Source organism: Microlunatus sp. Gsoil 973 (assembly GCF_009707365.1).
Taxonomy (GTDB): domain Bacteria; phylum Actinomycetota; class Actinomycetes; order Propionibacteriales; family Propionibacteriaceae; genus Microlunatus.
Window position 1 is genome coordinate 1,407,897 of record NZ_CP046122.1, and the last position, 19,177, is coordinate 1,427,073.

A 19,177-nucleotide genomic window follows, 5' to 3' on the forward strand; every position below is an offset into this window, starting at 1 on the left:
TCATCGTCCAGCCGGCACGCCGTAACTAACGTCCGTGATCAGTACAGCTAGCTCCATAACAGGCCGCGGTGAACCCGGCGATCACTGCTTCGGTGTCGGCAACCAATTCCCAGTCGTACGTTGCCACCAGCTTCCCGTCGGCAACTGCGACGTTCCCGACGTACCAGTCGGCATGCCCGACCACCACATCGCCGGCGTCGCGGTGGGTGAGGATCTGGTCGGCGGCCTGCTCTGCGAACCGGTCCAGCCAGCGATAGCCCAGGGGTGTGGCAGTGAAATCAACGATCGGATCATGCGGCACAGGCCACGGTCCGGCCTGGTATTGGCACCACGATGGCCCGGAACCGGCCTGATCGATGAGATCGGAGCGATGTCGCAGGACATCGATATGCCCCGCAAGCCCGTCGGCCAACAGCCGTCGGATGACCGGATCACGCCCGTCCGCGACCTGCCCGTCGGGCAGCAACGTTTCGACCCGGAGGACCTGGCCGGCCATCTCGTCGGGGCCGGACAGCGGCTCTGCACACGGAAAGCCAACTGCACTCAAGGTTTGCTGGGCCTGCGTTGCAGCCGTGACGGCTCCAAGATCGACAGGCCGCCGGTGGGCCTTGACCGCCACCTTTCGGCCATCGGTCAGCTCAACTCCCCAAACGACGTCGATGCGACCGGATCGAAATCGCACCCGCGCTATAGAAGATCCGAGTGTTTCCTGGGTATAGCCGCTGAACAGCCGCAAGATCTCGGCCGGCAAGGAGACCTGGAGAACCGCTCGTTCGGTTTCGGTCACTTCGGTCTCCACGTCGGCCACGCCGACGCCATCGGGTCTACCGGCTGAAGACACCATGACCACAGTCTCCCTGTCTGTCGTCCGCCGCCGTCTCAACCATCGTGGTCACGATGCCCGGAACCTAGGTGATCGCCGGTGTGCCGGACGCGCCGAACGCCTCCCGTGCCGCGGAGTCGAGTTGCGCCCGTTGCCAGGTCGCGTTGTCGATCACCAATTGGGTGTCCGGCTCGAACCGACACCCACTGAACTCGACCGTGGACAGGTCGACCTGGGTGAACTCGATTCTGCCTTTGAACAGGCAGGAGCGGAAGCGCGTGTCGCTGAGGTTCGCACCAACGAACTGCGTGGAGCCGAGCCTGCAATCGGCGAACGTGACCCCGGTGAGGATCGCCGCCGTCAGCTGCGTCCCTCCGAGCGCGCATCCCTTGAGCTCGGCGCCCGACAGATCAGACCCACCCAAATTCGCGCCGTTGAGGTTCACGTTCAGGAGCTGGGATCCTTGACCCTGCAGTCCAGGGGCTGACGCCGCGACCAACTTGGAGTTCTCAAAGCGCGAGCCGTCGACCCGGGCGTTGGCGAGATTCGCGTTGCTGGCGTCCAGACCCTTCACGACGACATTGCGAGCGGCCAGGTGGTGGGCGGTGGCCCGCATCAGGCGGCTCCGCTCGAGGGTTGCTCCGCCCAGGTTCGCGCCCGCCAGTGACGCAGCAACCAGGGTCGCGCCCTTGATGGACGCGCCCTGGAGGCGGACAGCGTCCATCATGGATCCGGACAGGTCTGCTTGGTCGAGGGTCGCCCCGGACAAGTCGGCCCTGACCGCCTGGATCGACCCTCGCGCACCGGTCAGATCCGCCGACATCAGCTGGGCGCGGGTGAGGATCGTGCCGGCCAGGGTGGCGCCGCGCAGGTTGGCCCGCTGAAGCTTGGCCCGGCCCAGGAGTGCGCGGTCCAGACGGACCTTGCGGAACCGCACTCCGGTCAGGCGAGCCCCGGACAGATTCACTTCTGAGAGGTCTACGCCGGCGAGGTCGACCTCGCGGCGTTGGTCCTCATCGAGCTGCATCAGTAGGTGCACGAGGATTGCGCGGGTGCTGTCCCGCATCCTCGATGCTGCGTCGTAGTCGGGCCCCTGAACAACTGTTTTGTCATCAGGAGTGTGTGACTGACCGATCGTGCAGATCTGCGCGGCTATGCGGTGGTACTTCACCACTTTCGCCAGCACGTCCGGTCCGAGAGAGATCACCGCCATCTTGATCGCCGAGGCATCCTCGACGCTTGCCTCACCCAGCGCGGTCAGCAGCAGGTCGAGCGACTCATCCGGATAGAGGGAGAGTGCGCTCATCGTCCAGCGCCGGGACCGCGGGTCTGTCGCGTCCCCGACCGCCTTGATGAGCTCGGCGGCACGCTGCTGCCTGGCCTCTCGGGCTTCGTCCTTGCGCTGCTCCAGCTCGGTCTCGGCGAGCTTCTTCTGCTGCTCGCGGGCTGATCGACGTTCGTCGAGGTACTTCTTGATGCCCCACACGCCGGTGGCCACTGCGGTGATGATCGCGACGTACGCGGTGACCAGATCGGCGTTCCCAAAGAAGTCGCCCCAGGACACGAGCGGCGAAGTGACGGCTTCCACGGCGGTCCCCCTCGTCACGAAGTCGGTACCAGCAGGTTCCTCCGCGCGACGGCGCATGGCAATGGTCGAGCGGCCCGACTTTCCGAGGTGGATCGGAGCCGCTGCGCGAACCCGGCCGGGACACCTCAGTAGGGGCAGGGCAGGTTCCGTGCCTCTTCCGGATCCATCGTGAGTAGCCGCTGCAGAAAGGTTCCGAAATGCCTGGTCGGCGCATAGCCGGTCTCCACCCGGCCACCGTCGGGGACGAGTTGTGGCCGGCGGGCAATGTCGAGGTCGTATCGTTCGACCGCTGCTGCCGCGCCGGGAAAGATTCGCTCCAGGTGTCCGACCGGATCTTCTTCCCATCCCTCCAATTGGTCGGCTGTGAACACATTGGGTCGTGTCGCGTCCAGCACGACCTCGGCATCATCCGCCCTCATCACATGATCGATCGCAGGCGACACCGCATCGAGGACGTCGTCCCGGTCGACGCCGCCATGCAACAGACGGACGCCGTAGCGCTGCGGCCAATCGTCCGACCAGGGCGTCAGATCATGGGGTCGGACTGCGACGTAGGACAGCCCGTGCTGGGCATGGTGGTAGGCCAACAACTCCTCCCCCACCCGCTTGGTGAAGCCGTACTTCTCGTAATGACCGTGCCAGGACTGCGAGGACAAGAAGACACAGCGCCGCACCTGGTTGGCGCGCGCCGCCTGTAACGCCCAAAACGTCCCGTCGACATTGAGGCGCCAGAAGTCAGCCTCTGTCCGGGTCGAGCTGTGGATGCCATGTCACGCCGGTAGGTGCACGAGTGCATCGCAATCGCGGGCCGCGGTCTCCAGTCCTGCCCCGATCTGCACGTCGAGTTGGTGAAACTCGACTCGTTCGTCCAGACCGTTCGGGCGGACCACGTCACTCAGGACGAGCTGGTGTTGACCTTCAGCCAGCAAGCGTTCGGTCAGCCCACGCCCGATGTTGCCCCCGGCTCCAGTGATGAGAATCCGCACGGCGATCACTCTAGAGCGCCGAGCAGGCGGTGTTGCCGGCAGCCTGGCCACACCACGCGTCATGCGATCAGAAGGCAGAGACGGACGATCCGGAACGCCTTTCGTGCCGGCTCAGGGCGCGAAGCACAGCATCCTGTCCACGACGTTTCGCGGCCAGCGCGGCCAAAAGGGCGAGAACGGGCTCAAGAACCTCCGAGCTGAACGCTACAGGCGCCGTACCGACGCTGGAGGTCACATCGTCGGCGTGCACCACAATCTCCATCAACCGCACAACAAGAAAATCGTCGGTCGGCAATGCGCACTCCTGCCACGGCACGTAGGTCGTGGGGCCGGCGCCGGCCATGGCCGCGCCCAACTTCCTCCGAGAGCGCGCAAGCACTTCGACCGACTCAGTGGGCCCGGCCGAGCTCATCTGGTTGAAGTCGTCACGGATCGACGTGTTCTCGATTGCGTCGGTCGGTGCCAGTAACCAGTCCACCCGCTCGTAGTGCCCGACGAGGGTCAGCACGGGGGCGTCCGGCGGGCCAGGTGCTGTGAGGAACTCGACGGCACACTCGGGTTGGCTGACCAAGTGGCGTACCAATCCGCCGACGGTCATGCCTGGCAGTTCCGACTCTCGATCCCATGCATCGGCCACCTCCGTGGACCCGACCAGATCGACGAGCTGATCGACGGCGGTGATCACGGCGGTGTGGTCGAGGGATCCGGCGAAGGTGAGCGGCATGCCCGCAACACTGGCACGCGTTCCGGACGCTTCTCGTCCTGATCAGCACAGCTGACCTGCGATTCGTCATTCGGAGGCCGCTCCCGACCACATCGTTGATGATCACGGCGCTCACCACGCCGCTATCGATGGTCATGGGTTTACGGCTTTGTTCCAAGCAGCTTCGTGCAGATCGAAGTACCGGATGTCGCCGGACTCGGCTCGGGGGTCGCTTTCCGGCAAAGCACGGATTGTGCCTTGTTTCGCCAATTCGGCCATGGCAGAGACCGTCTGTGTCTGTCGTTCCCGGATGGTGTCGATCAAGTCATGGCGAATCTCTGCCGACATACGGTAAGCATCGGCGAACGCGGCGAGCCGTGCGGACCGATCAAGGTCCGGCCATCCCAGCGGTGATGCGTACTCGGGCCGATGCAGCGGCACCAGGCGCCAGGCGGCGTAGGCCAGGTCCCAGACGCGTCGTCCGGGTGCCGCGCCGTCCCAGTCGATGATGGCGGCGATCGATCGTCCACGGTAGATCAGGTTGAAGGGGGCCAGGTCGTTGTGGCAGATCACCTCCGCCGGCCCGAGCGGGTCGGCAGCGTTCGTGCTCCAGCCATGTGCGCTGAAACCGACCGTCGCGTCATGAAAGTCGCGGATCGCGGTGGCGGCGGCACGGAGGGCGTCGTCGGAGGCGATCTCGGGAGTGATCGGCGGGTGTCCGGCGCGACCGTCGATGAAGGAGAGAATCTCGCGGCCGTTCTCGTCGACTCCCATCGGTTCGGGAACCTGGGTGAAGCCAGTCCGGCGAAGGTGCGTCAGCAATGCATGAACCGCCGGCCACGAGGGTGACGCAGATCGTCGGACCGTTTGACCAACCTTGGTCGCCGCCGACATGACACCACCCGCAAGCGGAGCGGGCGTCCCCTGACGAATCCTTCCGTCGACCGATTCTTCACTCATCGAGTCCTCGATTCTGCGGTCCGAATCCAATCATCGTCGTCAGTGATCGGTCCCGGCACTGTTGATGTCGTCCCCGAGTGGCCATGGTTAGGGCCCCTTCGAGAGTCAGACCGCTTGGCCGGCCGCGAGAGCCGCGGCGGAGCAATCGCGTCCACTCGCCGGCCGGGAGCAGGCAAAGGCAACTCCGATCATGATCATCCAGACAATCGGCGGGTAGAGCGCAAGCCGCTCGCTCAGCCCACCGCCCTGGCCGAATAGTCTGATCAGCACGGGTCCGCTCAGCATCCCTAGGACGCCGATGACGGACAACACCAACGCGAGTCTCCCTTGCCAGGGGTTGACGCGACGGTTGGCCAACCCGAGCAGCAGCAGGCCCACATTGCCGCACGGGATGTTCAACGCTCCGAGCAGGTGGAGTGGCACATTGACGTTTTCCGGGCTCAACCCGACGAGAACGGTGCCGACGCCGGTCACGCCGAGGAAGACCGCGCCCCAGGTTGTCAGTCTTCGCTTTGGCCACGCGCGGCGTGTGAGAAGCAGTCCAAGCAGTATGAGGATGCCGGTGACAACCAAGCCGATGTTCATCACGGTATGCAATGGCGAGCAGATAGCGGCGCCGCCGAACCCGCGTCCGCACGCGGTGTTGCCCAGGTCACTGACGCGGTTGTCGATCAGGCTGTACGGGGTCGTCAACGCTGCCTGAGCAATCGCCTGGGCAATGAAGTAGATAGCCAGCAGCGCCCAGATCGCGCCGCCAATGCGGATCTGCCGATCGGATCCTCTTTCGGACGATGCCCGGGCTATGGAGCTGGTAGATACGTGTCGCATACGACGTACAATATATGACACGTCGTGTACGACGCAATGCTCACGACACGTCGTGTGCGATATATTCTTGGGTCATGACCGCGGACTCGAGAGTTGGCCAGGACCAGTCTTCGATTGACGACGCACGCGAAATCGTTGGCTTGTTTCGCGGCCTGCGTAGGCACCTGGTGCAGAGGAGTCGCGCCGAACTCGCCCGCAGTGGTCTCACCGCTGCTCAGGTCAGTGTGGTCTCGCTGCTGGGAAATCGGGATGCGATGACCCTGACCGAGCTCAGCCGCGAACTCGAACTCAGCCACAGCACGGTGTCGGGAATAGTGGATCGGCTCCACGCAAAGGGGGTCATACAACGCAGGCCACACCCCGAGGACCGCCGATACACCCAGATATCACTTGTCGAACGCGTCAAGCGTAACGGCACCTTCACTACGCGGGAGGGGGCCGTTGGTCCCCTCGAATCAGCCCTGGCCGCCGCCACACCGGACCAGCGGCGAGCGATGAAGGAAGGACTCACGCTGTTTCGTGAGTTCATCGAGCAATCCGCGCCAGCCACGGTTCAAGGACGCGGCGATTCCGATTGATCACCGCCCAACTGGGCAAGCTGCCTCCGGTGATCCGGCACGCACCGTTGATCTTGCGGCGACGAAGATCAAGCCCGTCGCCCGAAGGCGAACTGATACACGGGTCATGGGCCGATCCTCGACCAACAGGTCTGCCCAAGATGCCCGTATGCGGCGCGGCCTGTCACCGCCAGTCAGCAGTCGCCAGTCAATGTCGGATGCGGAAGTGCAGGTGGGTGACGCCGGCGGCTTCGAGCACACGGATCCGTTCGTGTTCGCGTTGCTGAACACCGATGTCGTCGAACAGTCGGGCTGTGGATGGCGGCTCAGGATGAAGATCGGATCACCGTTGTGGCGGTCCGCGCCCGACCTCCGGCTGGTTCGGAGGTCCCCCGCCCGGCAATGGCCGCTCCCGTTGCTTCCGACTCGGCGCGGACCTGATCGTTGACCTTGTCTCCCGGCCCGCCCAGCCCAGCACCCAGTCGTGCAGCCGACAGCCGCCGTCTCCGAACGGGTTGCCGGAGTCTCGTCCGGACCGGCGATGTAGTCGTCCAAAGACAATGGACATGTAGAGCACGGTTGAGGACAATCGGCCTACCTCTCCTTCACGCTCCAACAAAGATCGGTTCATCACAACGAACCGTCTCACGCCCACCGTCCCTCCCCCGGTCCATCCGACTTCGTAACCGCTGTGACGGTGTCCGGCATCCAGGGCTGGCTGTCGATACCAACACCATCGAACCACTGAGCCCGCAAGTCGGTTCTTGGGCCTGATTCACCAACTGCGCGTCGACGGATCGCAGCCGACATCGCCGGGCAGGCAATACCGGCGATCGTTCATAGGCGGTGACCGCATCGGACGTGCCCACGCGAACTGCCATGGGGATTTGGCTGTCCCCAGGGAGCGATATCCGGCCGACCGAATCATTGGGGGCACGACCTCGACCAACTGCTGGCGAAACCATTTCGTCAAACCGGGTATGTCAATCAGCTTCGATGCGGACAGCAAAGATCATGATCAGCGATCGTCAGAACAGGAACAGGGTGGCGAGGAATGCGATCGTCAGAGTAGGAACACGGTGGCGAGGAATGCGACGACGGAGAGGACGCCGGCATACGGGAGCGCCATCCAGAGCATCCGGACGTAGCCGAGCCGAATCAAAGGCGCGAGCGCAGAGGTCAACAGGAACAAGAACGCGGCCTGTCCGTTCGGGGTGGCGATGCTGGGAATGTTGGTTCCGGTGTTGACGGCCACGGCGAGCAGCTCGAACTGATCACGGCTGATGTTGCCGGCCTGGAATGCGTCGGCGATCTCACTGATGTAAACGGTGGCGACGAAGACGTTGTCGCTGATCGCGGACAACGCGCCGGATGCCAGGAAGATGAGCGACAGTTGCCCGCGTCCTTCATGGGCAAGCACTTCGTCGATGATCGGTGTGAACAGGTGCTGCTCATGGATGACAGCCACGATCGCCAGGAACGTGACCAACAGTGCGGTGAACGGCAGCGCCTCCTGGAACGCCTTGCCGATGGCGTGTTCCTCCGTGACTCCGGTGAATGCGGTCGCCACGACGATGACCGCGAGCCCGACCAGGCCGACCTCGGCGACGTGCAACCCCAGTCCGATGACCAGACCGACCGCGGTCAGCGCCTGAATCAGCAACCGGGCGCGGATGCGCGGGTTGCGATCTCGGCTCTGGTCTTCGTCCCAACGCTCCATCACCCCGCGAACTGATTCAGGCAGGCGCGCCCCGTAGCCGAACCAGCGCAGCCGCTCCAGGAGCGCGCACAGCAGCAGACCCACGACGATGACCGGGATCGACACCGGAGCCATGTGCACAAAGAACTGTCCGAAGTCCCATCCGACGGTATGGCCGATGAGGAGGTTCTGCGGCTCACCGACGAGGGTCGCGGTGCCACCGAGCGCGGTGCCGATCATCGCGTGCATCATCAGGCTCCGCAGGAACGCCCGAAAGGCATCGAGTTCCTCGACATGCTGCTGGCGTACAAGATCGTCGTCGGCGTGGTCATGGTCCTCACCGACGCCCTGTCCGGAGGCGAAGCGGTGATAGACGGCGTACAGACCTGCAGCGACGGCAATCACAACCGCGGCGACGGTAAGCGCGTCAAGGAACGCCGACAGCAGCGCCGCCGCGGCACTGAAGGCAACTGACAGCAGGATCTTCGAGCGGACCGAGACCAGCAGCTTCGTGAACAGCAGCAGGAGCAGGTCGCGCATGAAGTAGATGCCGGCGACCATGAACATCAGCAGAAGGATGACGGGCAAGTTCGACCGGGCTTCCTGAAACACCGCCTCGGGTGAGGCCATACCGATCGCGACGGCCTGGATCGCGATCAAGCCACCCGGCTGCAGCGGGTAACAGGCCAATGCCATTGCGAGAGTGAAGATGAACTCAGCAAGGATCAGCCATCCGCCGACGAACGGGTCGATTGCCAAGCACACGATCGGATTCACAACCAGGAACAGGATGATCGTGATCTTGTACCAGCGCGGGGACGCGCCGAGGAAGTTGCGGGCAAGGGACAAAGGCAGGGCTGCCAGCATGACGCTCCAATCTGATCGCGGCACAATGTGCCGGCCGACCAGACTTCCCGGCGCTCCGCGGCCAGCTTACGGGTCCGCAAACCTGGAACGCGAATCTCCAAGTGCATCCCGCGATCGACGACCCAGCGGATCTTGATCTTGCCTTGTTCAGCCCTGATGGTTCGGCGTGGGGCGCGCATGTCGCGGTCGTGATCGGCGGACGCCTGCTCCATCTGAGTGCGGAGGTCGGCGGACCGGCTGTCTGGAGCTGGACTGACTTCGCTGGTCGTAACCGATATCACGCACTCGTCGGTCCGGTGTGCTGCCGGGATTGAGGCCTTGTGCCGGCGGCGCTCCCGCGATGCTGGGTCGGTGGCCCGGGTCGGCTATTGTCAGAGGCACAACTCGTCACGTTCCTGCTGCGGGTTGTGCGTGCGTCGTAGCGGTCCTGTCTGCTCCGTGCGTAGCCTGGCCGGGCCATCCGCGCGCGGGTTTCAGTGGGATGCCACTCATAGATTGAGTCTCAGTTTGACCTCGTTCACTCAGTTGGGCGTGCCCGCGCGCCTGGCCACCGTTCTCACCGACCTCGGATTCCAATCGGCTACCGCCATCCAAGAGGCCGCACTTCCCGACGCCCTGGCAGGGAGGGACGTTCTCGGCCGAGGCCGTACTGGCTCGGGCAAGACACTGGCCTTCCTGTTACCCCTGGTCGCTCGTCTGGCTGGTAAGCCTGGTGCCCGTCGCGGTGCTCCTCGGGCCCTGATCCTGGCGCCGACCCGTGAACTCGTCGCACAAATCGACACCGCGCTGCAGCCACTAGCGCGAGCAGCCAAGCTCACCTCGCAGACCGTGTTCGGCGGCGTCGGTCAAACCAGCCAGGTAGCAGCGATCCGTCGCGGCACCGACATCATCGTGGCCTGCCCTGGCCGCCTGGAGGACCTGATCGATCAGGGCCACTGCTCCCTGACTGCGATCGAGATCACCGTGCTCGACGAAGCCGATCACATGGCCGATCTCGGATTCCTTCCGGCCGTCCAGCGGCTGCTCACCCAGACTCCGGCCAGCAGCCAGCGGATGCTGTTCTCGGCGACTCTCGACCAGGCCGTCGATCGCCTGGTCCGGCGATTCCTCACCAACCCGCAGATCCACCAGGCCGACTCCGCGCAGTCCCCCGTGAACACGATGGCCCACCACGTCTTGCATCTGGCACGAGAGAACCGGCTGCCGGTGCTGATCAACCTGACCAGCGCGCCCGGGCGGACGGTGGTCTTCACCCGCACGAAGTACGGAGCCAAGGCGCTCGCCCGGCAGCTCAATCGGGGCGGCGTTCCTGCGGCGGAACTTCACGGCAATCTCAGCCAGAATGCTCGGATCCGCAACCTGGACGCGTTCCACTCCGGACAGGCCATGACGTTGGTGGCCACCGACATCGCTGCCCGTGGCATCCACGTCGATGACGTCGCGCTGGTCATCCATGCCGATCCACCGGTCGAGCACAAGGCCTACCTGCACCGATCCGGCCGCACCGCCCGCGCAGGCAAATCGGGCACCGTCGTCACGCTGGCCACTCCAGACCAGATGCAACAGGTCAACCAGCTGACCCGAGCCGCCGGTATCAAACCGACGACAACCAAGATCACGTCCACCGACGACGCAATACTCACCGACCTCGCCCCAGGCATTCGGACTCTCACCGGGCACAGCCAGGAGCCGCGAGACAACCGGACCGCGCCGACCCAAAGTCAGCGACCCGGCGCGGAACGTCGGACCCGTGGCGCCGATGGCAACCGGCGCGGACCGCGTCGGCGCCGCGGTTCCGGCAGCAACAAGAGCGGGTCCGGAACGGGTAGCACGACACGCACCGAAGGACGGAAGGCCAGCAGACCGGCTGGTTCGTCCCGGCGACAGGGTCCAGCACCGTCGCCGACCTCCTCATCGAGATCGCATAGCGCCGCCGCCTTCAGCGCGAAACACCGCTGACCCGCTCACGACGCGTGTCTGGATGGGGAACCCGTGAGGCAACGCTTATCCGGCGCGGCCGCGACAAGTCATGATCGTCCGGTGAACCTACTCGAACTGGCTGACTGGAGACGGCGTGTCGCCGAGTTGTATTCCCGCGCCCGGGCCGAGGCCGACCCGGCCCAGGGCCACGCAGTGTGGCGCGCGGGCCGTGACGAGCTGTTCCGGCACCATCCGCAGTCGCCGCTGCCGGCAGACCACCCGCTGCGCGGCACCGGTCTGCCGTACCTGCCGTACGACCCGGCGCTGCGTTTCGAGCTGCCCGTGCTGCCTGCCGAGCCCCAGCGCCTCGGGCTCGGCACCGGAGCCGATGGAACGACGACGCTGGATCGCGTGGGACGCGTCGAGGTCCCCGGAATCGGGTCGCTGGACGTATGGTGGCTCGCACAGTACGGCGGCGGCTTGTTCGTGCCGCTGAGGGATGGAACCTCCGGCACGCAAACGTACGGCGGCGGTCGCTACCTTCTGGACACCGCCAAGGGAGCAGACCTCGGTGGAACCGCCGAAGTGCTTGTGATTGACCTCAACTTCGCCTACCACCCGTCCTGCCGGTATGACCCAACATGGGTATGCCCGCTCGCCCCGCCGGGAAACCAGGTCGCCGCCGGCGTACCCGCGGGTGAGGTGCTCACCGCCGACCCTCGTTGACGTCGTTGCCGATGACCGACGAAGCCCCCGGATCAGGCCGCAGGTCCGCCGGCCGGTCACCGAGGAGGGGCGGCACGCCGCCGGTCGTCCGCAGGCGTGGATATCGTCACCGCCGTGCCAAGGCTTGTGGTGAAGCTACTTCTTGAGAAGCCTACGAAGAGACGGGCCTGTCTCGGCTTCCGCCGAGTCGGCATGTCTGGCGACGCGATCACATCTACCAATTCAACGGTCGAATCATCCCGGTGCACGAAGAGTGGCTGCTACACAGGATCCGGAACTTTCAGCCAGCACCAACCGAACTCACCGACGAGGAAGCCGTCGTCGGCGCAGGCCGGCACAGTGGTTGCTACTCGCGGGTAACATAGCGTTTTCAGGCGTGACGGGAGGACATATGGACACTGTTCCAGCGCAGGGCACCGGCGTCGAGGATGTGCTGAGCGACGCCGAGACCGTGGCCCACGCCGTCGTCGGTCAGGTCAAACCCAGATTCCGGGGATGGCTTCACGCGGGCATCACCCCGTTCGCGCTCGCGGCCGGGATAGTGCTGATCTTGCGGGCTCCGACCGCTCCGGGGCGGCTGGGCGGAGCCGCGTTCCTGGCGGCGTCACTGATGCTGTTCGGCACCAGTGGGCTGTAGCACCGGTTCTCCTGGGGTGAGCGAGCGGAAGCAGTCCTGCGCCGGATGGATCACGCGAACATCTATCTGTTCATCGCTGCGACCTACACACCGATCGCCCTGCTGCTGCTTGATGGCGCGAACCGGATCGTGCTGCTGGCCATAGTCTGGGGCGCTGCTGTGGTTGGTGTGCTGTTCCGACTGTTGTGGCTCGGTGCCCCTCGGGTGCTGTACACCGTGCTCTACGTTGTGGTCGGCTAGGCGGCGGTCGGCTGGCTCGGCCCCCTGGCGCGTACCGGCGGGGCCGCGGTGCTGGTGCTGATCCTCGCCGGTGGTGTGGCGTACACCATCGGTGCGGTCGTGTACGCGGCCAAGCGACCGGATCCCTCCCCTCGCTGGTTCGGTTTCCACGAGATCTTCCATGCCGGGACGGTCGTCGGCTTCGTCTGCCACTACGTCGCGATCTCGCTGGCCACCTACGCCGCCAACTGAGCTCATGGACCGCACGCCGCTGAGGCACCGTTCGGACGACTCGGGCCAGGCGCTCGAACGGGCGCGCCGCTCTCAGCAGGTAGGCCGTCACAGCCCCTGGGTCCCAGCCGCCGGTCGCGAAACGCGCCAGTCGAACAGGGCACTTGCCAGACACACGGAGGAGACAGCGACGCCATCACGGTGCACCGCATACGCGGTCAGCCGGGCTGGGACCGGTTCGGACGCGGCGTTGTCGCCGTACACCGAGAACAACAGCGTCGCGACGTCGATGGCTGCCGGTCCCCTTCCGATCGGAAGCTAGCCGAGCATCAGTTGAGAGCAATCCATCGATACGGTCGCCTCAATCGATGGTGAACTCAACGGAGCAATTCGCGGCATCATCGTCTTGTCCGTACCAATGAGTGAAGCAGTCCTTCGCCTGAAAGTGCCCGTCTGGTTGTTGACGCGCGATGAATTCGCCCACGCCGTGCAGCGTGGCCAGTCCGTTCGCGCCGGACCCGGGAATAACCCGCCAGAAGCCGTGCACGACGCCGTCAGTGGCGGTGGTTCCGTGACAAGTCAGAGAGAACGAGCCCAGGCGGCCGTCGATTACGGCGGTTACGCGCTCAATGCCGACGAAGGTGTTGCTGCCGTCCGGGCGCAAATGGCGGATATGTTCGGCACGACCGTCGCCGTCGATGCCACCGGTGAAGCGTTCGGTGAGTGTGTCCCGAACGAGGGTGATGCCGCTGGCGTCGGCGTCGGCGATGATGTGCCGGTCGAAGCTGAGCACATCGACCGTGCTCCAATCCGTCGTCGTGTAGCGCCCGTCAACCACGGAGGTGGCGCGTTCGATGAGATTGCTCCACGTAAATGTCATGGGTCCCCTCGTCCGAAGATCCGTTGCGGTCGACCACTCACCGGGTCGGCGTTGTACACACGGTGGCGACAATCAGGACGGACTCGTCCCGACAACGGGACATGGGCAAACGTCTTTCTGTAGACGCGTGGTAACCCGTTGCTGTGACATCTGCAGCATCCGAGGGTTGCCGGCGACGGGATGGCACCAGTGCCGCAGAGTTCCGATCATCCCGTGATCGACATAGTTCCGCTGCAGGCTCGCCGAAGGCTCGGCGCCTCCGCTGACCCGTCAAGTCCTGCTCCTCGGCGGAAGGACGGAGACAGTCCGGCAGGGCTACGCTCGATCAAACCTGCTCAACCAGCCCCCACGGTCACGGAGGTACAGATCATCCACTCGGGCCAGGACCTCACCGACCCCGACTCGCACGGCGGGCCAGAAAGTCGGCCGTACTGTTCTCATGCGGAAATGGCCGGTCCGGCACCGGAACGCCAAGAGCAGTGCAGATGGGCTTCCAGCCATCACCAGGCTGCCACTCGATCAGGCGCTCAGGCTCGATCTCGGCGCGTACCTCCGCCAGCCGTCGTTCGTACCCTGCCATCACCTCACCCGGATCGTCAGGATCGTTGAACACATCGGTGAACATCACCCGGAACAGCGGCACCATCGGCTCAGCGGCCTCATCCATCGCCAACATCTCACGGGTGCGGACCAGGACGGTCGCATCCATGCTGCGGTGCCAGACCTCCGCCCGGCCGCGGTGTGACAGCAACACCGGAGCATCCGGGTAGGCGGCGGCGAGGTCGCGCCAGCAACATGAGAACGGGGTGTCGACCCCAGCGGCGTAGCCGGCCAGGAAGTCCTCCCACTCCGGAGGATCACCCTTGATCGCGGCCACCCACGTTGGGACGTGCTCAGGATGGGCGAAGGCCTCGCTCATGTGATAGGTCGGGGCCCCGAGCAAGTACCGCAAGGCCTCACGCAGGGAGCTAGTCCCGGTTCGCGGCAGGCCAGCCCCAATCAGTCGGAGGGTCACCGTCACACTTTAGGCCGCCGGGACGGTGCTCGGCCCGCCGTGAGTGCCGTCGAGGGCGAGGACGATCACCAATAGCCGTCGTCCATCGGGACGACGACTTGCGTCACCGCCCAGCGGCCGATGATGGTCAGCGGTGCTGCTGTTAGGGCTGTGCGGACGAACTGGTCGGCCATCGGACCTCCGATCGCCATGCCGGCGGCGAAGATGAGACGAGCATGCCCGCTGGCCAGTGGACGCTGCGATGTGTGCTGAGATCGCGGGCATCATGCGGGTGACCCTTCCGACCACAACGATATGCGCGTCAGGGAAGCGCGCGGGCGGCGATGCTTGCGGCACTGTCGAGTTCTCGTCGGGGAGCGCCGTCACGGGCGCGCTGAACGAGTCCGCTGAGCACCGACATCACGTAACCGGCCAGGCCTGTCGCGTCGGTGTCGTCCGGGAGGAGTCCCTTCGTGATGTCGGCTTCGATCCTGCGCCTGAGACGGTCCATCTTCTCTTTTCGGATGCGTGATGTCGCGGCGCGCACCTCCGGGTCGTCGGTGCCTGCGTCGCCGCTGGTGACCAGGCAGCCGCGCGGCAGCCCGCGCCGTGTGTACCTCGCCGCCGCCTCGGCGAGGATGCGGCGCATCGCGAGTGCGGCAGTGGGTTCTTCGGTCAGCGCGGTGCTGATGAACTCGCCGTAGGTGTGTTCGTAGACGTCCAGGGCCTCGTCGAAGAGGGCGCGCTTGCCGCCGAACGCGTTGTAGAGGCTGGGCTGACCGATCCCAAGTTCCTCGCCGAGGTCGCGCACGCTGGTCGCCTCGTACCCCTTGCGCCAGAACAGCCGGATCGCCCGGTCCAGGGCGACGTCACGGTCGAAGCCGCGGGGCCGTCCCCGTGTCGTCCCGAGGGTCGTCATGTCAACCACGCGCCCATATTAGATCGTTCGCTACACAATCTGCTAACGTCGACATACCTAGCAGTCGCTACATAATGAAGGGCGAGATGTCAAGACTCGATGGGAAGACTGCGCTGGTCACGGGGGCAGGGCGCGGGATCGGCCGCGCGATCGCGTTGCGCCTGGCGGCCGACGGCGCGCGGGTGGCGGTGCACTACGGGTCCAGTGCCGCCGCCGCGCGCGACGTGGTTGAGGCGATCGGGGCGCGGGGCGGTTCCGCGTTCGCGCTGCATGCGGACCTCGGTGGACCGCGCGGCGCCGACGGGCTGTGGTCGGCGTACGAGCAGCACGCCGACCGGGTCGACATCGTGGTGAACAACGCAGGCACCCTCGGGACGCGCGAAGCCTTCGAGGACGTCAGCGTGGAGGGCTTCGACGGCGTGTTCGCACTGAACGCCAGAGCCCCGTTCTTCATCGTCCAGCACGGCCTCGCCCGGCTCCGCGACGGCGGTCGGATCGTCAACGTGTCGACTTCGTTCACTCACGGTTCCCGCAACCCCGACCTGCTGGCCTACTCGATGTCGAAGGCCGCACTCGACGCCTTCACTGGCGCGCTGGCGAAGCACCTCGGCCCGCGCGGAATCACCGTGAACGCCGTCGGCCCCGGCGCGACGGCCACGGATATGAATGCAGCCAGGCTCGCCACGTCTGAGGGGCGCGATGCGATCGCCGCTCGCTCGCCACTTGGCCGGGTGGCTCAGCCCGAGGACATCGCCGACATCGTGGCCTTCCTCGCCTCTGATGATGCCCGCTGGATCACCGGGCAATGGATCGACGCCACGGGTGGTGCGCTGCTCTGATGCTGCTAGCGATCCGGAGCATCAGGCGCAGCCTGCGCGGAGGTTTCCCTCAACTGACCTGTGGCTTCAGAACACCAATGCGTCCTTCCCGCCGAGACCTCCCTCGGTGAAGCGCCAGGTGGCGGTCTCGACGTCCGCGATCGAGAGGACGGGTGACCCGTGGGCTCATGACGCCGCGAGGTTTGCTGTCCGAACCTATCCAGGACCTGCTGGACCGCGAACTGGACCTGAAGCCGGTACTGGGATGCGTCGCCGGGTCGTGGAACGGGTACGACGATTACGCACACGGGTGGCATCGGACAGCTGTCTCTCCTGGCAAGCGGCCGCCCGGGCGGGGAGGGTGACTGAGATGTCTGATGAAACTGCGGCTCGCAGGGGCGAGCACAAGGGTGAAGAGGTCCGCGGCAAGGCCAAGGAGGGCTTGGGAAAGGTTACCGGCGATGACCGTCTGGAGAACCAAGGCCAGACCGATCAGGCTTCGGCACGGGCGAAGCAAGCTGGCGACGACCTGAAGGATGCAGCTGCGAAGATGAAGGACCGGCTCTCCGGCGACGACGACGAAAAGGATCAGTAGGCCTGTCGCGCAACCCAGTCGGCCGACGATTGGCCCGGCAAGCTTCGGCGCGTCGAGATTGAATACGGGTGGGCGTTGCGTGCTTGAGACGTACCCGGGTCAGGGGTGAGACGCCTGGGATCACACCGGTTACTGTCTGTGAGACATCTTGTCGCCGTGGCGTGCTGGCGGGTCCATTGACCGCTTCTTGGCGATCGGCTTTGGGCACGATACTCGTCTTGATCCGGGTGCCGGGGGGTATTGCGAGGTCGCCTGCCCTTGGACGTCCCGTCCACGACCTGACGAACAACCGTTGGTCATCGGGCTGCTGTCAGCAAGTAGGTCGCCGGGAGATGCATTGCGCTCGTTCCGAGGCCCGGATAGTTCTGCTCGTCGGGGAACTCGCGCAGCGACCGCAGCGCCAGACCCGCACCCAATACAGCAGTCACGACACGGCCGAGATTCCAGATATAGCTGCGCGGCGTGGTTGCCGGAATGCCGATCTCGCAGATCACCTGGGGAGCCTTGTCTGGATCGGGATAGCCATCCCGCGCGGCGGTGAAGTAGTCACCGCCAACCCTCAGCGTCCCGTCGGCGCGGCTGGTCAGCACCTCCCATACCGGGTGGTGTTCGCTGATCATCAGCATCCCGCCGGGGGTGAGCCGATGTGCCAAGGATCGCGCCCAGCTGTCGATGTCAGGCACCCAGCAGATGCCGCCCCAGGAAATGTAGATGATGTCGAAGCCAGTCAAGGACGCGTCCAGGGACATCATGTCCTGTTCGAGGAACTCGACCCGGACGCCGACTTCGGTTGCCATCGCCTGTGCGGTCGTCAGGTGGCTGGGCGCGATGTCGACAGCGGTGACGTCGGCACCGAGCTGCGCGAACGTGATCGCCTCATCACCGGTCGAGCAGGCCAGCTGGAGCACCCGGCGGCCGGCCACGTCGCCTACCGCGGCCCGTTCCTCGTCGGTGAGGGTGCTACCACCCTGGCGGAAGAAGGCGATCGGCTCCCCGAGCCGGTACGGCGCCAGCGTCTCCCAGTACTCCGTATTCTGAGCGGTGATCTTGACCCATGGGTTAGCCGTCATAGCCAACGAACGTAGGCCCTGGGCTCGTCGTCACGACACTCTTTTCCAGGTCACACGGAATCAGATCGGTCGGACACGAGGTGGCGGCCGACACTCAGACCTGGACGACCAACGGCCATGCCAACCGACCGGACCCGATCCGCGAGGGCGCAACCCGCTGCTGCTCCACGGTGACCGGCCGATTGCGGATCCTCCGGCTGGGGGCTTGACTCTCACGTAACGTCAGGGCCGAGCGTGGAGGCGACAAATGTTGAAGATCGGGGAATTCGCATCGATCGGACGGGTGACAGTTCGGCTGCTCCGCTACTACGACGAGATCGGCCTACTTACCCCGACGCACGTGGATCCCGGATCGGGCTATCGCTCGTACGAACTGGATCAAGTGGCCACGCTGAGCCGAATCCTCCAGCTCCGCGACTTCGGGATGAAGCTCGATGTGATCGCCAGGATCATCCACGGGGACGTCGGCGTGGAACAGGAACGGGAACTGGTGCGGCGGTGCCGGGACGAGTTGACCCAGCAGATCGCCGACAACAGCCGCCGCGTCGACCGGCTCGATGCGTATCTCCGCGGAACCGAAGGAGCCATCATGAAACCCGACATCGACGCCACGCTGAAGACGATCCCTCCCCGACGCGTCGCCTATCTCACCGATCACGCTGCCGGCTGGGGCGGAGCCAACATCGGCCCGGTGATCGGACCACTGTTCGGCAAACTCGCCGACCTCCTCGATTCCGCCGGCATCGGCGATTTCGGTCCGGCCATTGCAATCTACGAGGCAGACCAGGCAGGCGACGAGACGACTGTCACGGTGACCGGAGCGTTCGTCGTGGGCGACGGGGTCGACGCCGGCCCGAACTACCAGGTGACGACGCTGCCGGAGATCGAGACGGCCGCAGTCACCAACCACCACGGTGCTCCGGACACCATCGACCAGAGCTGGCACACGCTGATGGACTGGACCCGGGCCGAGGGCTATGAGCTCTCCGGTGTCTGCCGCGAGGTCTATCTATCGCCGCCCGACGTGCCACCGCAGGACTGGGACACCGAGTTGCAGCAGCCGGTCCGCAGGCTCCGCTTGCCGCACTAGGGATCTTCACCCCACAGAGCTTGTGATTACAGCTGCTGAAAGCAGCAATCAGCCGCCCTCGATTCGC

Annotated in this window: 17 protein-coding genes and 2 pseudogenes; 8 read left to right on the top strand and 11 right to left on the bottom strand. The window is 65.2% G+C overall.

Annotation, left to right across the window (positions count from 1 at the left end; genetic code table 11):
• Positions 1-25: 25 nt before the first annotated feature.
• The 6 genes and pseudogenes from GJV80_RS06540 to GJV80_RS06570 all read right to left on the bottom strand — a co-directional run bounded on the left by GJV80_RS06540 (position 26) and on the right by GJV80_RS06570 (position 5,888).
• On the bottom strand, positions 26-844 hold the full coding sequence (locus GJV80_RS06540; RefSeq protein WP_154687203.1) for a hypothetical protein: 819 nt from the start codon (positions 842-844) through the stop codon (positions 26-28).
• A 64-nt stretch (positions 845-908) separates the two neighbouring features.
• Complete coding sequence (locus GJV80_RS06545) at positions 909-2,411, bottom strand: pentapeptide repeat-containing protein (protein WP_195909197.1); 1,503 nt, start codon at positions 2,409-2,411, stop codon at positions 909-911.
• A 125-nt stretch (positions 2,412-2,536) separates the two neighbouring features.
• Positions 2,537-3,460: pseudogene (locus GJV80_RS06550) on the bottom strand (NAD-dependent epimerase/dehydratase family protein).
• Between the two features lie 4 nt (positions 3,461-3,464).
• The gene (locus GJV80_RS06560) at positions 3,465-4,082 is read right to left on the bottom strand and encodes a maleylpyruvate isomerase N-terminal domain-containing protein (protein WP_195909199.1); all 618 of its coding nucleotides are present in this window, start codon (positions 4,080-4,082) and stop codon (positions 3,465-3,467) included.
• A 171-nt stretch (positions 4,083-4,253) separates the two neighbouring features.
• Positions 4,254-5,090: a phosphotransferase gene (locus GJV80_RS06565; protein ID WP_195909200.1), complete on the bottom strand. Its 837-nt coding sequence runs from the start codon at positions 5,088-5,090 to the stop codon at positions 4,254-4,256.
• Between the two features lie 75 nt (positions 5,091-5,165).
• Positions 5,166-5,888: a DUF998 domain-containing protein gene (locus tag GJV80_RS06570; RefSeq protein ID WP_154687208.1), complete on the bottom strand. Its 723-nt coding sequence runs from the start codon at positions 5,886-5,888 to the stop codon at positions 5,166-5,168.
• Between the two features lie 74 nt (positions 5,889-5,962).
• Here GJV80_RS06570 and GJV80_RS06575 point away from each other — a divergent pair, with 74 nt between their 5' ends.
• Complete coding sequence (locus GJV80_RS06575; RefSeq protein ID WP_195909201.1) at positions 5,963-6,466, top strand: MarR family winged helix-turn-helix transcriptional regulator; 504 nt, start codon at positions 5,963-5,965, stop codon at positions 6,464-6,466.
• Positions 6,467-7,508: 1,042 nt separating this feature from the next.
• Here GJV80_RS06575 and nhaB read toward each other — a convergent pair.
• A complete protein-coding gene (gene nhaB, locus GJV80_RS06580) occupies positions 7,509-9,011 on the bottom strand; it encodes a sodium/proton antiporter NhaB (protein WP_154687210.1) in 1,503 nt (500 codons plus the stop codon).
• A gap of 438 nt (positions 9,012-9,449) precedes the next feature.
• On the opposite strand from nhaB, the gene GJV80_RS06585 reads away from it, so the two are divergent.
• From GJV80_RS06585 to GJV80_RS06595, 4 genes and pseudogenes are all read left to right on the top strand, one after another.
• On the top strand, positions 9,450-10,970 hold the full coding sequence (locus tag GJV80_RS06585; protein WP_230208193.1) for a DEAD/DEAH box helicase: 1,521 nt from the start codon (positions 9,450-9,452) through the stop codon (positions 10,968-10,970).
• An 81-nt stretch (positions 10,971-11,051) separates the two neighbouring features.
• Positions 11,052-11,657: a DUF1684 domain-containing protein gene (locus GJV80_RS06590; RefSeq protein WP_154687211.1), complete on the top strand. Its 606-nt coding sequence runs from the start codon at positions 11,052-11,054 to the stop codon at positions 11,655-11,657.
• A 376-nt stretch (positions 11,658-12,033) separates the two neighbouring features.
• Positions 12,034-12,294, top strand: a complete 261-nt coding sequence (locus GJV80_RS24965) for a hypothetical protein (RefSeq protein ID WP_370518821.1) — start codon at positions 12,034-12,036, stop codon at positions 12,292-12,294.
• Between the two features lie 12 nt (positions 12,295-12,306).
• Positions 12,307-12,765, top strand: a pseudogene (locus GJV80_RS06595) (hemolysin III family protein); the annotation flags it as partial.
• A 340-nt stretch (positions 12,766-13,105) separates the two neighbouring features.
• On the opposite strand, the gene GJV80_RS06600 reads toward GJV80_RS06595, so the two are convergent.
• The 3 genes from GJV80_RS06600 to GJV80_RS06610 all read right to left on the bottom strand — a co-directional run bounded on the left by GJV80_RS06600 (position 13,106) and on the right by GJV80_RS06610 (position 15,537).
• Positions 13,106-13,624, bottom strand: coding sequence for a DUF3224 domain-containing protein (locus tag GJV80_RS06600; protein WP_154687212.1), 519 nt, complete (start codon positions 13,622-13,624; stop codon positions 13,106-13,108).
• Positions 13,625-14,012: 388 nt separating this feature from the next.
• The gene (locus tag GJV80_RS06605) at positions 14,013-14,645 is read right to left on the bottom strand and encodes a sulfotransferase family protein (RefSeq protein WP_370518822.1); all 633 of its coding nucleotides are present in this window, start codon (positions 14,643-14,645) and stop codon (positions 14,013-14,015) included.
• A 295-nt stretch (positions 14,646-14,940) separates the two neighbouring features.
• Positions 14,941-15,537 (bottom strand): TetR/AcrR family transcriptional regulator, encoded by a 597-nt coding sequence (locus GJV80_RS06610; RefSeq protein ID WP_154690088.1) that lies wholly within the window; start codon positions 15,535-15,537, stop codon positions 14,941-14,943.
• Positions 15,538-15,611: 74 nt separating this feature from the next.
• On the opposite strand from GJV80_RS06610, the gene GJV80_RS06615 reads away from it, so the two are divergent.
• Both GJV80_RS06615 and GJV80_RS06620 read left to right on the top strand, forming a co-directional pair.
• A complete protein-coding gene (locus GJV80_RS06615) occupies positions 15,612-16,376 on the top strand; it encodes an SDR family oxidoreductase (protein WP_230208194.1) in 765 nt (254 codons plus the stop codon).
• A gap of 349 nt (positions 16,377-16,725) precedes the next feature.
• Entirely contained in the window at positions 16,726-16,950 is a 225-nt protein-coding gene (locus GJV80_RS06620) for a CsbD family protein (RefSeq protein ID WP_154687214.1), read from the top strand.
• 296 nt (positions 16,951-17,246) lie between these two features.
• Here GJV80_RS06620 and GJV80_RS06625 read toward each other — a convergent pair whose 3' ends face one another.
• Entirely contained in the window at positions 17,247-18,020 is a 774-nt protein-coding gene (locus GJV80_RS06625; RefSeq protein ID WP_154687215.1) for a bifunctional 2-polyprenyl-6-hydroxyphenol methylase/3-demethylubiquinol 3-O-methyltransferase UbiG, read from the bottom strand.
• 247 nt (positions 18,021-18,267) lie between these two features.
• Between GJV80_RS06625 and GJV80_RS06630 the strand changes: the two genes are divergently transcribed.
• Positions 18,268-19,110: a MerR family transcriptional regulator gene (locus GJV80_RS06630; protein WP_154687216.1), complete on the top strand. Its 843-nt coding sequence runs from the start codon at positions 18,268-18,270 to the stop codon at positions 19,108-19,110.
• The last annotated feature ends 67 nt before the right edge of the window (positions 19,111-19,177 follow it).

Excerpts from the sequence above, each read along its gene's own strand:
- nhaB (WP_154687210.1), bottom strand. The coding sequence starts at position 9,011 with ATGCTGGCAGCCCTGCCTTTGTCCCTTGCCCGCAACTTCCTCGGCGCG.
- GJV80_RS06600 (WP_154687212.1), bottom strand. The coding sequence starts at position 13,624 with ATGACATTTACGTGGAGCAATCTCATCGAACGCGCCACCTCCGTGGTT.
- GJV80_RS06630 (WP_154687216.1), top strand. The coding sequence starts at position 18,268 with ATGTTGAAGATCGGGGAATTCGCATCGATCGGACGGGTGACAGTTCGG.
- GJV80_RS06575 (WP_195909201.1), top strand. The coding sequence starts at position 5,963 with ATGACCGCGGACTCGAGAGTTGGCCAGGACCAGTCTTCGATTGACGAC.
- GJV80_RS06615 (WP_230208194.1), top strand. The coding sequence starts at position 15,612 with ATGAAGGGCGAGATGTCAAGACTCGATGGGAAGACTGCGCTGGTCACG.
- GJV80_RS06610 (WP_154690088.1), bottom strand. The coding sequence starts at position 15,537 with ATGACGACCCTCGGGACGACACGGGGACGGCCCCGCGGCTTCGACCGT.
- GJV80_RS06540 (WP_154687203.1), bottom strand. The coding sequence starts at position 844 with ATGGTGTCTTCAGCCGGTAGACCCGATGGCGTCGGCGTGGCCGACGTG.
- GJV80_RS06620 (WP_154687214.1), top strand. The coding sequence starts at position 16,726 with ATGTCTGATGAAACTGCGGCTCGCAGGGGCGAGCACAAGGGTGAAGAG.
- GJV80_RS06570 (WP_154687208.1), bottom strand. The coding sequence starts at position 5,888 with ATGCGACACGTATCTACCAGCTCCATAGCCCGGGCATCGTCCGAAAGA.
- GJV80_RS06625 (WP_154687215.1), bottom strand. The coding sequence starts at position 18,020 with ATGACGGCTAACCCATGGGTCAAGATCACCGCTCAGAATACGGAGTAC.